The following is a 16,528-nucleotide window of genomic DNA, read 5'->3' on the forward strand; positions in this document are numbered from 1 at the left end:
TTAAAGTAGATATAGTTCATTTCCACTAGGCGTCGTATAACCTCGTTATGTTATCTATTTGAGTATCACTTGAGTCTGAGACATTGTCTCAAACAATGTGCGTTTAATTGATGCTATTTGCGTTTAAATAATAAATGAATAATTGAACGTACAATAAGTATACATGCAATAGCTAATAACGCTAATGCTATAAAAGTGACAATTGGATGTTCTTTCCAAGTCGTTTGAGCAATAGTATTTGCTTTGTGTAATAAAGGTTTCGTTACGTCAACTTTAGGTGGTCCATCGTCCTTTGTAAGAAATTGACGATCATAATCAAGATGAACCTTACCATCTTTAATAATGAATTTGTAATCTTTTTGATTCATGTCTTTAGGCACTACATCGTATAAATTTTCTTTGACGTAGTATGTTTTACCGTTTATTTTATGCGTACCTTTAGAAAGCACGTTTTTATAACGATATTGATCAAAAGAACGGTTCATCATTGCATTACCCATCATGTTACGCTGTTTTTCACCGCCTAAATTAACGTAATCTCCAGCGCCCATAATAACTTGGTTAATACGGAATTGCTTACGTTTAGTTGTTATCGTATGGTTATAATCTGCAACATCACTTGAACCTGTTTTTAATCCGTCAGTACCTGGCAAACTCATATCGGCACCTTCTAATGAATGGTTAAATGTATAGTATGTAACACCGTGTTGTGTTGGAGCAAGTTGCTTAGTGAAGTGTAGTATTTTCGGTGTTTCTTTAATGACATGGTGATCTAGGATTGCGAAGTCCTTTGCAGTAGAAGTGGAATTGTCTTGATCTTTATATTTTGATGGTGCAAAATCTTTTAATTGTGAATTTTCGGCACCTGTTGGGTTAACGAAATGCGTATTTGACATACCTAGCGCTTTGGCTTTCTTATTCATTAAATCTGTAAAATCATTGACATTTCCAGAAACTTCATCAGCTAAAATTAAAGCAGCAGCATTACTTGAGTTAGAGACTGTAATTTGAAGTAACTCACTAATGGTATAAGTTTCACCAGGATATAATTTCGTATTACTTAATTCCGGTAATGTTGACATACGATAATGCTGATCCGTAATATGTACTTTGTCATTTAAAGAAAGTTCCCCTTTATTGATGGCTTCGAGTGTTAAATACATGGTCATTAACTTCGTCATTGAAGCAGGGTACCATTTTTGGTTAGATTGATAGTCATATAAAATTTGCCCGGTTTGACTAACATTAATACTACCTTCAGGTTGATAGGCATCTGTTACATTTGGGTAACCATATTGTCTAGCAATTTCGGTAGGTGTTGGCTCATATTCGGAAGCATATGTTTTAGGTGCTATAATAGCAATGGTTAACAATGCAACCAATATCATTGTAAAGCGTCGTTTCATTCTTATCTTTCCTTTTTCAAAATTTCAACTAAAATATTTTATCATATAAGTATGTTTATATGAATTTTTTTGCTAAAGCTTTATACTTGGAAAATGAGATAATTAAATTTTTAAAATGAATATAAAAAGAGGGCTAATTTATGAAAGGACAAAATCCATTATTTTTCTTATTTAAACGTTTGTCGTGGCCATATGGACTAATTATCGCGGCAATCATAATTTCTTCGCTAGGGAGTATTAGTGGTCTGTTAATTCCGCTATTTACCGGACGGCTGGTTGATAAATTCTCTACAAGTAGTATTAATTGGAATATCGTTCTATTATTTGCAGGTATATTTATTGCCAATGCACTATTAAGTGGTATAGGTATTTATTTACTAAGTAAAATTGGTGAAAAAATGATTTATGATATTCGTTCCATATTATGGGGACATATCATTAAATTAAAGATGCCATTTTTTGATAAGAATGAAAGCGGACAGCTAATGAGTCGTTTGACAGACGATACAAAGGTTATTAATGAATTTATTTCACAGAAATTGCCACAATTACTACCAGCAGTTATAACGCTCATTGGGTCAATCGTCATGCTATTTATTATGGATTGGCAAATGACATTATTAACATTTATTGCTATTCCGATATTTATGGCGATAATGATTCCACTAGGACGTAAAATGCAAAAGATATCAATGAATACACAAACTGAAATTGCGAACTTTAGTGGGTTATTAGGACGTGTGTTAACTGAGATGCGATTAGTTAAAGTATCGAATACAGAGAAACAAGAGTTAAACAATGCGCATAGTAACTTACGTGAAATTTATAATTTGGGTCTGCGACAAGCTAAAATTACTGCAGTGATTCAACCTATTTCAAGTGTAATTATGTTACTAATGATTGCAGTTATCTTAGGCTTCGGTGCGATAAGAATAGCAACTGGTGCTATCACAGCGGGTGCACTCATTGCAATGATTTTTTATGTGATGCAATTATCAATGCCGTTAATGAATCTTTCAACATTAGTTACAGACTATAAAAAGGCAGTGGGTGCAAGTAGTAGGATCTTTGAAATTATGCAAGAACCTATTGAACCAATGGAAGATTTACAACCTATAGATCATATTTCAATCAACGATGGCGAATTGTCATTTGAAAATGTTGATTTCAAATATGATATCAAAACCATTCTCAGCAATGTATCTTTCCGTATTCCTCAAGGCGAGGTCAGTGCATTTGTTGGGCCATCAGGTTCAGGTAAAAGTACAATATTCAACCTGATTGAACGTATGTATGACATTGAATCTGGAGATATTAAGTATGGCACCCAAAGTATTTATGATGTACCTATCACAAATTGGCGTAATAAGATTGGTTATGTCATGCAATCGAATTCTATGATGAGCGGTACGATACGTGACAATATTCTATATGGTATTAATCGAGAAGTATCAGATGAAGAATTGATTAAATATGCTAAATTAGCGAATTGTCATGACTTCATCATGCAGTTTGATGATGGCTATGACACGTTAGTAGGAGAACGAGGACTGAAATTATCGGGTGGCCAAAGACAACGTATTGATATTGCACGTAGTTTCGTGAAGAATCCTGATATTTTATTATTAGACGAAGCGACTGCAAATTTAGATAGTGAGAGTGAACAAAAAATCCAAGAGGCATTAGAAATTCTCATGGAAGGTAGAACAACGATAGTTATTGCCCACCGTCTTTCAACTATTAAAAAAGCGGGTAAAATCATTTTCTTAGATCAAGGAAAAGTGACAGGAGAAGGTACGCATATTGAATTAATGCGTAACCATGACAAATATCATCAATTTGTTACAACACAAAACCTAACTGAATAATGCGCGGTGTGTGTAGTTGGGACGGATAATAGTTCCAGCTACTTTTTTAAATAAGTAACCATGAAATAATAGATATGCTTTGAGTTATGAAGGCGATTGTGGAATAATCGACACTAATTAAGCCACATATAAACATTTACACCATTAAGATATGAGATTGGAGAATGACTATGCTATATACAATAACATCTACTTTGCCGCCTACACATGGTGGAAGAACAAAATCTTTATTGCATAGAATACAATTTTTAGAAACACAATTGGGACAAACATCTACGATTTTAACGACGAATTATAACGCTAATTATAAAAATGTATATCGCATTTTTAGAAATAAAAAGTTAATTACTGACAACACAGTCATTGAAAATATATATGACTGGTTGGCGAATTATAAATTATTAGAGGAGCCTGTTGAACCTAAATTATTTCGAAAGTTACCCATCCAAACGAAGGTTAAGATACGCGGATTGGAAGCTGTTCAAGAAGGAGATAGCGTAAAGTATTATAAAGATCAGACATACGTATTGTTTCGTAGATATTATCCGGACAGACAGGTGATCAAGTTTGAAGATACAATAAATCCCAATACGCAAAAGATAGCTAAACGCAAATCATTTACTTTGAACGGTAGACTGCATAAAATTGATTATTTTGACGACGTAACAGCTATCAAAACATCAGAAGAATATTACGATAAAAAGGGGAACATGTATTTAAAGAAACATTTTATGAACGATCAAAAGAATCAATTGATTGATATACAACATTTCACTAAGCAAGGTGAAACGCGCATCTTCAAAAAAGAAAAAGCTTTATTTACGTATTATTACAATCATGTTTTAGCAGATGGAAGTATCGTATTCAATGATGCACGCTTACTCGACAGACCATTGATTGAGTGTGAAAATGATATTAAGCGTATATTAATGTTTCATAGTAACCATTTACAAGATCATAACGTTCGTCATTCGTATAAGCTTGCGCTTGATAATCATGAAAAGATTGACAAATATGTTGTTTTAACCGATTACCAAAAACGTGATATTCAATCGCAATTCGATATAGATGATAATAAAATAGAGGTGATACCTCATTTTCTAGACATAGCGCAATCAAATCATCGAGATGCTGTTGAAGATCAATTTTGTTTTATTGGTAGATTAGCTTCAGAAAAGCAGATTGATCATATTATCAAAGCATTCGATATGTATTTGAAAAAAGGATATTCATCTAAACTTCTAGTGTATGGCGATGATAAAGAAGGTAATTTAAACAAGCTCAAACAACTAGTTAGAACGCTTCAACTTGAAGATAAAGTTATTTTTAAAGGGCACACGAATACGCCTAAAGAAGTATTTCCAAAGGCAATTGCTTCCCTTCTAACAAGTCGATATGAGGGCTTTGGGTTATCCATTATGGAAAGTATTAATTGTGGTTGTCCTGTTATTTCGTATAATGTACGCTATGGACCAAGTGAGTTAATTCGTAATCACGAAAATGGTATACTTGTGGAAAAAGATGACATTGAAGGGTTTGCGAATGCAATGGAAATGGCTAGAAATATCCACTTTAAAGATGTAAAATTAAGTGAAAAATTTAGTGTGGAACAAGCATTAATTAACTACCAATCCCTCATCAATGACGTGACGCATACGATGAATAATTAGAAAATTGGAGAGAAATATATTGAATAAATTATCGATTATTATTACGTATTTTAATAATGAAGATTATATTAGTGAGTGTATTCACAGCTTGAAAAGTCAAAGAAACCAAGACTTCGACGTTATTATTGTCGATGATGGTTCAACTGATCGTTCAACAGAACGACTACAAGAAACGTTAAAGACATATGACAAAGACGTTCACTTCATTCAGTTACAAGAAAATACTGGTCACGCACATGCACGTAATGTAGCTTTAGAACAAGCACATGGGCAATATGTACTATTCCTAGATGCGGATGATCAATTAGCATCCTATGCTGTTGATTTTTACCTACAACACGTAAATGGTTTAGATACACTGATTGCACCTATTCATAAATTTAGAAGTCAACGTCCACAATATGTAGATAAAGACAGAGTGCGTATGCAATATGATACGCATCAAAAAAGTCCGAATTCAATTTTGAGAAAAGAATCAGCATGTAATATTCTGTTTAAAAATGCCATCATTAAAGCACACCAAATTCAATTTAATGAGTCATTAAGTATATATGCAGATACATCATTTGTGTTGGAATATTTAAAATATGCAGAGCGTTTCGTTAGAATTACCAATTTCCCATTCTATTATCGTGGCGAAGTCTATGATCCGTTTTATGGTAATACCTTAAGTGATCAAGACTTTACAAATAAATTTGAAGATCACGTTAATAGTTTCTTTGATGCAATGCAACGAACTAATGATAAACGCGTCAAACATTTCTTGATCAACAGAATGAAAAATGAAATTAAAAGCGGCTTCGATCCAGCCCTTAGAGATATAAAATCTCGATATGTAACACTTGAAGATGTATTGATTAAGATTGTTAAAGCAATCAAATGGGACATCTTTAAAGATGGAAAGATATTATACAATTTAGAAATATTATTCTTATCTATGGATAATATTGAAAATGCTAAATATGTTAATGATTTGCGTAATAAAACACGCTTAGTTAAAAATATTTTGTTAAATAGCAAAATGAAAGAACGTTCAAAATATCAACTCAGTGATAATGAGGCTATGGTCGATCCAAATACCATTGTATTTGAAGCGTTCGGCGGTAAAAACTACAGCGATAGTCCTAAGTATATCTATGAATACATGCAGACACATTATCCACATTTAAATTATATATGGGTCTTTTCTAAGCCTGAAAATAACATTGTTCCAGGCAATGCAACTAAAGTTAAAAAAGGATCAAAAGCGTATTATGATGCCTATGCTAAAGCAAAATATTGGGTGACAAATGCTAGATTGCCACTATATTTAAATAAAAAAGAGAATCAAATGTATATTCAGAATTGGCATGGAACACCATTAAAACGTTTAGCTAACGATATGAAAGTGGTTAGAATGCCTGGCACAACTACTGCAAACTATAAGAAGAATTTCTATGCCGAAGCATCACGTTGGGATCATTTGGTATCACCTAATAGATATTCTTCAAATATTTTCAAATCTGCATTTTGGATGGACGAAGACCGTATCTGGGAAATTGGATACCCAAGAAATGATGTTTTAGTTAATCGTCAAAATGATACTGAATATATTGAACAAATTAAGCGTAATTTAAATTTACCTGCAGATAAAAAAGTCATTATGTATGCACCAACTTGGAGAGATGATGAGTTTGTGAAGAAAGGCCAATACTTATTCGATTTGAAAATTAATTTGGCAAATCTCCAAAAAGAAATTGGCGATGACTATGTCATCTTACTAAGAATGCATTATCTTATTGCTAATGCGTTAGATTTACATGGATTTGACGACTTTGCAATCGATGTATCAAATTATAGCGATATTTCGGAATTATACCTCATTTCTGATGCGTTAATAACTGATTATTCATCTGTTATGTTTGATTTTGGTATCTTAAAACGTCCACAATTTTTCTTTGCCTATGATATAGAAAAATATGATAAAGGACTACGTGGTTTCTACATGGATTATATGAATGATCTACCTGGTGAAATCATTACAGATGAATTTAAATTGGCTAAAGAATTAAAACAAATTGAACAACATAAAATAAAATATAAAGATAAAATCGAAGCATTTTATAATGATTTCTGCTCAATAGAGAACGGAAAAGCGTCTCAGTACATTGGTGATTATATTTATCATGATATTGAAAAGAACCATGATTAAACGAATGTAAAAAGCACCTGTAACCAACCATAGTGTGATGCTGTATTGCAAAATCACTACCTGAATTTAAAAGACATGTATACTAAGCTTTTCTAAAATCAAATCTAGGGTTATAGCAAGTAGATGGTCAACATGAACAATGATAAGTAAAGCAAGTAGAGAGCGTGATGATTTCAAAACGAAGTCTGTCTCGCTCTTTTTCAATTATGTTAATTTGACGAATCTATATTTTCTCGAACATTACCTCATGGTATAATGAGAAATATATTATTAACGGAACTTTTGGGGTTAATTAGAGTTTAAAGTACGGTTCTGTTATATAAACATGCCATGACATCACGTCATAAAAATTTAGTCAGGTAGGTGCCATATGTTTTTAGTGATTAACATCATTGGGTTACTTGCATTTTTGGGAATTGCAGTATTATTTTCAAGAGATCGCAAAAATATCCAATGGAAATCTATTTTAATTCTTGTTGTTTTAAACTTGTTTTTAGCATGGTTCTTTGTTTATTTCCAAATTGGGAGAACGATTGTAGAAGGATTAGCTTCAGCAATTGCATGGGTAATTCAATCCGCACACACTGGAACAGGGTTTGCATTTAGCAGCTTTACTAGCGGTAAACAAATGGATATGGCGATTAGTGCGCTATTCCCAATTCTACTTGTTGTACCATTGTTTGACGTTTTAATGTATTTCAACATTCTACCTAAAGTTATAGGTGGTATTGGTTGGGTACTTGCTAAGGTTACACGTCAACCTAAATTTGAATCATTCTTCGGTATTGAAATGATGTTCTTAGGTAATACTGAAGCGTTAGCTGTATCTAATGAACAACTTAAACGCATGAATGAAATGCGTGTATTAACTGTAGCTATGATGTCAATGAGTTCCATCTCTGGTGCCATTGTTGGGGCATATGTACAAATGATACCTGGTGAACTTGTATTAACTGCAATACCTTTAAATATTATCAATGCGATTATTGTTTCTTCAATCTTGAATCCAGTAAGTGTTGAAGAGCAAGAAGATATCATTTATAGCATTAAGAATGATGAAGCAGTTGAACGTCAACCATTCTTCTCATTCCTAGGTGATTCTGTATTGAATGCGGGTAAACTGGTATTAATCATTATTGCTTTCGTTATTAGCTTTGTTGCTTTAGCAGATTTAATTGATCGCTTTATAAATCTGATTACAGGTCTTGTTGGTGGATGGATTGGTGTAAAAGGCAGTTTCGGCTTGAATCAAATTTTAGGTTTATTTATGTATCCATTTGCACTTTTACTTGGTTTACCATGGGGAGAAGCATGGATCGTCGCGCAACAAATGGCTAAGAAAATTGTTACGAATGAATTTGTAGTTATGGGTGAAATTAGTAAAGTAGTAGATTCATATAGTCCACATAGAAGAGCAGTCATTTCAACATTCTTAGTTTCATTTGCCAACTTCTCAACGATTGGCATGATTGTAGGAACGTTAAAAGGGATTGTTGATAAAAAAACATCAGATTTTGTATCTAAATATGTACCAATGATGTTATTAGCAGGTATATTAGTGTCATTACTTACTGCAGCGTTTGTTGGATTATTCGCTTGGTAAGAAGATATCATTTATACTTATCCAATTAATGAAATTTAAGATACGTATGATTTATATACGTGATGTTATTTATGCACAGTAGCTAAATGAACTGAGAAGATGGGAGTGGGACAGAATTCTTTTTGAATTCGTCGTCCCACCCCCGCAAGGGTGACTAGAACTGAGAAAAGCTTGATTTAAGCGCCTTCTCAGTTCAGTCAGCTACTGCGAATTTGCAAAATAGCTTCATTATATTATTTAAGTCCCAGCCTCTTTTCTCAGTTTTTTAGTTTTTGGGTGAGACAGACAAGCTATCGACAGTATAATGATTGATAATTTTAAGATTAAGTGAATATAAATGATAAAAACCAAGTATGTAGAGTGAGGAGACACTCTATATACTTGGTTTTTATGGGAAATGAATATTAATGTACTTGTAACGGTAAGGACTAGGTACTGTCACAGTACTTCGAGCAAAATTTGTTTTGTTACTATAAACAACACAAAGGAGATAACTTCTCTTATTAAGAAGTTATACACATTATAGCAAAAGGAATCGCCAAAGTAAACAAAAAATTCAGAAAATTTATATTTATTTATGAGTCTCTTTATTTATAATGAGGATTCAAACGAGAGACAAAACAATGATATGGTTAAACATTCATGCTTTTAATCCCTTTTCAAAATGAATATTGTAGCTTTGCTAGTGAATGTGCTAACATTTTTAGTGATATTACAATTAAAGGGGTTGGTATATGTGAATAAAAATATTAAAGATTTACTTTTGGTCATACTAGGCTCTTTCATATTTTCAGCTGGGGTAAATGCGTTCATTATCTCAGGTAATTTAGGAGAAGGTGGGGTAACAGGTATAGCCATTGTTCTATATTATGCGTTTCACATTTCTCCAGCCATTACAAACTTTGTAGCTAATGCATTACTCATCATAGTTGGATATAAATTTTTAAGTAAAAAAAGTATGGTATTGACTATAATAGCAACCGTATTGATCTCCGTTTTCTTGAGTTTAACTGAGCAGTGGCATGTTGAAACAGGAAATGTCATCATTAATGCCGTTTTTGGTGGCTCTTGTGTTGGATTAGGTATTGGTATTATAGTTCTCGCCGGTGGTACCACTGCAGGAACAACGATACTAGCCCAAATTGCTAATAAATATTTAGATGTCAGTACGGCATATGCCTTGTTATTTTTCGATTTAATTGTTGTACTTATATCGTTAACGGTACTACCTTTACAAATGGCATTAGTCACAGTTATTTCACTGTATATAGGTACAAAAGTGATGGAATATGTGATTGAAGGTTTAAATACTAAAAAAGCAATGACAATTATTTCAAGTAAGCCAGACCAAGTAGCGAAGGCAATAGATGAACAAGTAGGGCGTGGCCTTACCATCTTAGATGGGAGAGGCTATTATAGTCGTGAAGAAAAAGACGTCCTTTATGTTGTTGTTGCGAAAACACAAGTATCTAAAGCAAAGAAAATTATACGTAAGATTGATAATCATGCCTTTTTAGTTGTCCATGACGTGAGAGATGTATATGGCAATGGATTTTTAATTGATGAATAATTGATAATAATAAATGGATGAGGTTAGGTGTTTTCATTGATTGGTAAAGGTTAAATGGCTCTGCCAATCAATAAAATGCCTAACCTTTTGTGCATTAATTACAAATAGTCAGTTGTTTGCAAAGATGTTATAATACATCTATTGACTATGATAATTATTATCAATTGACTATTTCAATCATATCCAAAGCTATTTATTATGAAAGTAGGGAAAGCATGAATCGTTTAAAAGCACAACAAGTGGAAATAGGTTATGGGGATCATACGATTATTAACAATTTAGATGTAGAAATACCGGATGGCAAAGTTACGTCAATTATTGGTCCTAATGGTTGCGGTAAATCTACATTATTAAAAGCGTTATCGCGCTTACTAACAATAAAAAATGGTGACATTCAATTAGATGGTGAAAATATTCATACACAGTCTACAAAAGAGATTGCTAAAAAAATTGCGATATTACCACAAACACCTGAAGTAGCAGATGGCCTTACAGTTGGAGAACTTGTATCTTATGGTCGTTTCCCACATCAAAAAGGATTTGGACGACTATCTGCTGAAGATAAGAAAGAAATTGATTGGGCTTTGACTGTTACTGGAACTTCTGAATTTAGACATCGCTCTATTAATGATTTAAGTGGTGGTCAACGCCAACGTGTTTGGATTGCGATGGCACTTGCTCAAAAAACAGACATCATTTTCTTAGATGAGCCTACGACATATTTAGATATCTCACATCAATTAGAAATATTAGAATTAGTACAACAATTAAATAAAGAACAAGGTTGCACAATCGTCATGGTCTTACATGACATTAATCAAGCTATTCGTTTTTCTGATCATCTTATTGCAATGAAGAAAGGTGATATCATTGCTTGTGGCCCTACGGAAGACGTGCTAACGAAAGATATTCTAGAACAAGTATTCAATATTGATGTCGTGCTTAGTACAGACCCACGTACAGGGAAACCATTATTAGTCACATATGACTTATTCCAACGTAATTATTCATAATATATAGATAAACTAAGAAAAGGGAATTTATCATGATGGAGAAAGATAAGAAAGTAAACATCGGTTTTATTGGCTATATGATTTTAGTCTTTGTGTTGTTAATAGGCGCATTGCTCGTATCTATCTTGATAGGCGAAGCAAAAATTAGTTTTTCAACTATTATGGATGCTATTTTTCATTATAATCCTAAAAACCAACAACATAACATTATTAGTGAGATACGTATACCGCGTGATTTAGGTGCGGTATTAGTAGGTATGGCACTGTCAGTTGCAGGCGCTGTGATTCAAGGTGTAACAAAAAATGGGCTCGCTGATCCGAGTCTAATTGGTTTGAATTCAGGTGCTTCATTTGCGTTGGCATTAACGTTTGCCATTTATCCCGCGGCGCCATTTTTAATGCTTATGTTTGCAGGGTTTTTAGGCGCAATGCTAGGTGGCTTTATCGTCTTAACGATAGGGCGATCTAGACGAGATGGGTTCAACCCTATGAGAATTATTTTAGCCGGTGCTGCTGTAAGTGCATTATTAACGGCTTTAAGTCAGGGTATTGCGTTAACATTTAAACTAAACCAAACACTAACATTCTGGACTGCCGGTGGTGTTTCAGGTACGACTTGGAAGCAACTTATGTGGAGTGGCCCAGTAATTATTATTGCTATCATAATCATTATAGCAATGAGTAAACAACTAACGATTTTAAATTTAGGTGAAACCCTTGCGAAAGGATTAGGACAGAATATCACGATGATTCGTGGTGTGAGTCTATTCTTAACGATGATTTTAGCTGGTGTTGCCGTGTCGATGGTAGGACAAATTGCCTTTGTCGGATTAATGGTACCTCATATTGTTAGATTTTTAGTGGGTACTGATTACGCCAAGGTATTACCATTAACTGCGTTGTCAGGCGGTTTGCTCATGATATTAGCCGATACCATTGCACGCATGTTAGGTGAAGCACCAGTGGGCGCTATTATTTCGTTTATTGGCGTACCTTACTTCTTATATTTAGTTAAAAGAGGGGGACGCACAATATGATACATCCAAAATTAAGACGTAAACAAATCATTACGTTAATGATCTTTTCAATACTATTATTAGCAGCATGTACATGGAGTGTGTCTTCTGGAGAGTATAAGATACCCGTAGATCGATTTTTAAAGACGCTTATTGGTCAAGGTGAATATTATGATCAATTAATTTTAATGGAATTTAGATTTCCTAGAATGTTAATTACGATTTTAGCAGGCGCAGCGCTTAGCTTAAGTGGTGCTATTATTCAAAGTGTCACTAAGAATCCAATTGCCGAACCAGGTATTTTAGGTATTAATGCTGGCGGTGGTTTTGCTATTGCTTTATTTATTTCAATTGGCCATATTAATCCAGATAATTTTGTATATGTATTACCGCTAATAAGTATTGTTGGTGGCGTAGCAACTGCTATTATTATCTTTTTATTTAGTGTGAATCAAAGAGATGGCATTACACCTTCAAGTATGGTGTTAATTGGTGTAGGGATGCAGACAGCTTTATATGGTGGTTCTATTACACTTATGTCAAAATTTAACGAAGATCAGTCAGAATTTATAGCGACTTGGTTTGCTGGTAATATTTGGGGCGATGATTGGACATTTGTGATTGCAACGATTCCATGGCTTATTATCATCATTCCATTTCTGTTATACAAATCTAATGTGCTTAATTTAATTCATACACATGAGCATATTGCCAAAGGGCTTGGCGTGAAGATTGAACGCGAGCGTATCGTTCTATTCTTTATTGCGGTTGTATTATCATCAATTGCTGTTGCAGTTGCAGGTGCGATTGCATTTATTGGTTTAATGGGGCCGCATATTGCAAAATCAATTATTGGACCACGCCATCAACTCTTTTTACCAATTTCAATTGTTGTAGGCGCTTTCTTACTTGTTCTATCAGATACGATTGGTAAAATTATTCTCGAACCAACAGGCGTACCTGCTGGCATTGTAGTTGCTATTATCGGCGCACCATATTTCATCTACTTAATGTATAAATCGAAACATATTTAATAAAGCGAAAGTGACACTATATAATATCTCGTATCCAAGTAGTTCAATACTAAATTTTTCATCGATACGAGTGATGCTCACGGGAGTGGATAGATTTTCTAGCATAACGACGAAATCTAGTCCATTCCCATTTTTTTGTAAAAAAATGAAAAATATAACGACATGCATGTAAATGTTAGCGTATACATTGTGCTTGATTTATAATTGAAATGATAGCCAAGGGAGGAAATTGCATATGAAAAAGCTAATTAAACAAAAAGAGCACTTTTTAAAAGACATGTTGGATGGTTTAGTAATAGCAAATGATGATATCGACATCATCGCAGAAACGATTGTCGTACGACGTCATAAGAAATCTCAAGGTGTGGCGATTGTTTCAGGTGGCGGTAGTGGCCATGAACCCGCTCATGCAGGGTATGTTGCACAAGGAATGCTTGATGCAGCAGTGTGCGGGGAAGTCTTCACCTCACCGACACCAGATAAAGTATTAGAAGCAATCAAGGCTGTCGATACAGGTGATGGTGTGCTATTAGTTGTGAAAAATTATGCCGGGGATGTAATGAACTTTGAAATGGCACAAGAGATGGCTGAAATGGAAGGCATTCAAGTAGAAATGATTATTGTTAAAGATGACATTTCAGTATCTGAAGCAGCACAAAGACGTGGTGTTGCCGGTACAGTATTTGTGCATAAATATGTAGGCTATTTAGCTGAACAAGGTTTGACATTAAAGGACATTAAAGAGAAAGGTGAAGCGGTTGCTTCTCAAATTAAAAGTATTGGTATGGCGCTTACGCCACCAATGGTTCCGACGACAGGACAATATGGCTTCGATATTGATGACAATGATATTGAAATTGGCATAGGTATTCATGGCGAAAAAGGCATTGAACGCATTCAATATGAAGAAATAGATTGCATAGTTGAACGATTATTGGGTCGATTACTCAAAGAAAGCCAAGCGCAATCATTAATCGTTATGATTAATGGCATGGGAGGTACACCATTATCTGAATTGAATATCGTGACTAAATTTAGTGCACGTTATTTAGAGGAACAGAATCGAGAAGTCGCACATTGGTTTGTTGGTGACTACATGACTTCACTAGATATGCAAGGTTTCTCAATTACTCTATTACCTAGCGATGAAGCGCTATTAAAAGCCTTACAAGCGCCTACAGCGTCACGTTACTTTTAACAGAAACACTACTTTCAACTGAGGTGATAAAAATGGATATTAAAGAAATGAAACAACGTTTGTTAGATTTGGAGACAACTTTTTCAGAAAAAGAAACAGTATTAACAGATTTGGATAGAGCAATTGGTGACGGTGATCATGGTGTTAATATGTTACGTGGCTTCAAAAGTTTGAAAGATAAGCTAGATGATAGTAGTATGGCATCGCTGTTTAAAACAACAGGTATGGCATTAATGTCAAATATTGGCGGTGCATCTGGTCCATTATACGGATTTAGCTTTGTTAAAATGTCTAATGTCGTTAAAGATGATATTGACAATGATAATTTAAAAGCTGTCGTTACTGAATTTGCAAATGCGATTGCGCAAAGAGGTAAAGTGCAACGTAATGAAAAAACTATGTTTGATGTTGTAGATCGTGCACGTGAAGCTTTAGAGAATGAAGAAACATTAACATTTGAAGTACTACAACAATTTGCGACTGATACGAAAGCTATTGAAGCTACAAAAGGACGTGCAGCATACTTTAAAAAAGATTCAATAGGTTATGTTGACCCCGGTGCTCAAAGTATGGTGTATATCTTAAGCGCTTTGATTGGAGATGATATCAAATGACATCAATCATAATTATTAGCCATAGTGCAGATATTGCGAAAGGCACTAAATCTTTACTTAATCAGATGGCCAAGGATGTAAATATTATCGCATACGGTGGTGTCGATGGCGGTATAGGTACCTCATTTGATGACATTCAAAATATTATCAATGACCTAGAAGATGATGCACTATGTTTCTATGATTTAGGATCATCTGAAATGAATATCGATTTAGCGATTGAAATGTACGATGGACCACATCATATTAAGAAAATGGATGCACCAATTGTAGAAGGCAGTTTCACTGCAGCAGTTAAATTGTCAGTTGGTGGAACTACTGATGAAGCGATACAAGAAGTTGCACAAACGTCATTTAAAGCAAATGCATTTGACTAAAATGTAGGTTAATCAGCGGTAATATAATAATCATTGAAATGCGCAAAATAAATTTTATAATTAAGTAATTTATAAAATGAAAATGACAAATGATTGTGATAAAATAGGTTATTATAGTAAAGCGAAAGAGTAGGTGGGCAAGGTCATGCAAAACAGCATCAAGGAAAACGTTTTAAGTGGAGAATTTGAACAAGTTAGACAGATAATGGCCAAAGCAGACTTTCTAGATTTTGAAGAAGCCTACATTTCATGTGCACATGAACATGAAAGCATGATGTTTTATACTTGTATTTTATATATGATTAAATTTGAAGAAACGTCTGAGTTGCATGATTTAGCATTTCTATTACTTGTGTATCCGTTAAGTGAAATAGAGGGTGCATTAGATTCTGCGTACTACCATGCGCAAGCATCCATCCAATTAACAAATGGTAAAGAAATTAAGAGTCTATTGCAAATGTTGTTATTACACGCAATTCCAGAGCCTGTTATTACAGATTCTGAAGCTTTCAAAGTAGCTAAACAAATTTTGAAATTAGATCCAAGTAATCATGTTGCAAGAAATGCACTTAAAGAAACAGCTAAACGTATGGATAATGTTGTCGTTGATATTAACGAATTACAACAATATGGAAATTCTAATTAGGAAAGATAGAGGGCCGGGACATAAAGTTCCTGGATAAGTGAAAAGAGACAATTTCTATTGAAATAATATAGAAATTGTCTTTTTTATAATTTTTCTGATTATTTTCAGCTCGTTGAGTTGTTATTTTTCTTATATTAAGAGTCTGGGACATAAATAATATAATAATACCATTTAGCAAATTCGCAGTAGCTGACTGAACTGAGAAGGCGCTTAAATCAAGCTTTTCTCAGTTCTAGTTATCCTTGCGGGTGGGGGCCCCAGCAAAGAGAATTTCATGAAGAAATTCTACAAGCAAAGCAAGCTGGGGTTCGGGGCCCCAACA

At 34.1% G+C, this 16,528-nt stretch carries 13 protein-coding genes; 12 read left to right on the top strand and 1 reads right to left on the bottom strand.

The window, feature by feature from the left end; genetic code table 11:
• Positions 1-113: 113 nt before the first annotated feature.
• Positions 114-1,406: a penicillin-binding protein PBP4 gene (gene pbp4, locus KA858_RS03640; protein ID WP_016930899.1), complete on the bottom strand. Its 1,293-nt coding sequence runs from the start codon at positions 1,404-1,406 to the stop codon at positions 114-116.
• A 140-nt stretch (positions 1,407-1,546) separates the two neighbouring features.
• Here pbp4 and KA858_RS03645 point away from each other — a divergent pair, with 140 nt between their 5' ends.
• From KA858_RS03645 to KA858_RS03700, 12 genes are all read left to right on the top strand, one after another.
• Positions 1,547-3,274, top strand: a complete 1,728-nt coding sequence (locus KA858_RS03645) for an ABC transporter ATP-binding protein (RefSeq protein WP_053030686.1) — start codon at positions 1,547-1,549, stop codon at positions 3,272-3,274.
• A gap of 170 nt (positions 3,275-3,444) precedes the next feature.
• On the top strand, positions 3,445-4,944 hold the full coding sequence (locus tag KA858_RS03650) for a glycosyltransferase (protein WP_210135028.1): 1,500 nt from the start codon (positions 3,445-3,447) through the stop codon (positions 4,942-4,944).
• A 19-nt stretch (positions 4,945-4,963) separates the two neighbouring features.
• Entirely contained in the window at positions 4,964-7,135 is a 2,172-nt protein-coding gene (locus tag KA858_RS03655) for a bifunctional glycosyltransferase/CDP-glycerol:glycerophosphate glycerophosphotransferase (protein ID WP_210135029.1), read from the top strand.
• A gap of 370 nt (positions 7,136-7,505) precedes the next feature.
• The gene (locus KA858_RS03660; protein ID WP_070854508.1) at positions 7,506-8,738 is read left to right on the top strand and encodes a NupC/NupG family nucleoside CNT transporter; all 1,233 of its coding nucleotides are present in this window, start codon (positions 7,506-7,508) and stop codon (positions 8,736-8,738) included.
• A gap of 736 nt (positions 8,739-9,474) precedes the next feature.
• Positions 9,475-10,308, top strand: coding sequence for a YitT family protein (locus KA858_RS03665; protein ID WP_107629604.1), 834 nt, complete (start codon positions 9,475-9,477; stop codon positions 10,306-10,308).
• Positions 10,309-10,523: 215 nt separating this feature from the next.
• Positions 10,524-11,321 (top strand): ABC transporter ATP-binding protein, encoded by a 798-nt coding sequence (locus tag KA858_RS03670; RefSeq protein WP_070854507.1) that lies wholly within the window; start codon positions 10,524-10,526, stop codon positions 11,319-11,321.
• A 77-nt stretch (positions 11,322-11,398) separates the two neighbouring features.
• Positions 11,399-12,358, top strand: a complete 960-nt coding sequence (locus tag KA858_RS03675) for a FecCD family ABC transporter permease (RefSeq protein ID WP_371106752.1) — start codon at positions 11,399-11,401, stop codon at positions 12,356-12,358.
• Entirely contained in the window at positions 12,355-13,371 is a 1,017-nt protein-coding gene (locus tag KA858_RS03680; protein ID WP_210135030.1) for a FecCD family ABC transporter permease, read from the top strand. The genes KA858_RS03675 and KA858_RS03680 overlap by 4 nt, the downstream gene beginning before the upstream one ends.
• 235 nt (positions 13,372-13,606) lie before the next feature.
• Positions 13,607-14,569: a dihydroxyacetone kinase subunit DhaK gene (dhaK, locus tag KA858_RS03685; RefSeq protein WP_210135031.1), complete on the top strand. Its 963-nt coding sequence runs from the start codon at positions 13,607-13,609 to the stop codon at positions 14,567-14,569.
• Between the two features lie 32 nt (positions 14,570-14,601).
• A complete protein-coding gene (gene dhaL / locus KA858_RS03690) occupies positions 14,602-15,183 on the top strand; it encodes a dihydroxyacetone kinase subunit DhaL (protein ID WP_210135032.1) in 582 nt (193 codons plus the stop codon).
• Positions 15,180-15,560, top strand: coding sequence for a dihydroxyacetone kinase phosphoryl donor subunit DhaM (dhaM, locus tag KA858_RS03695; RefSeq protein WP_107629607.1), 381 nt, complete (start codon positions 15,180-15,182; stop codon positions 15,558-15,560). The genes dhaL and dhaM overlap by 4 nt, the downstream gene beginning before the upstream one ends.
• 145 nt (positions 15,561-15,705) lie before the next feature.
• Positions 15,706-16,206: a hypothetical protein gene (locus KA858_RS03700; RefSeq protein ID WP_053030666.1), complete on the top strand. Its 501-nt coding sequence runs from the start codon at positions 15,706-15,708 to the stop codon at positions 16,204-16,206.
• Positions 16,207-16,528: the final 322 nt, after the last annotated feature.

Origin of the sequence: Staphylococcus sp. GDX8P80P (assembly GCF_017893095.1) — a bacterium.
GTDB classification, from domain to species: Bacteria; Bacillota; Bacilli; order Staphylococcales; family Staphylococcaceae; genus Staphylococcus; species Staphylococcus borealis.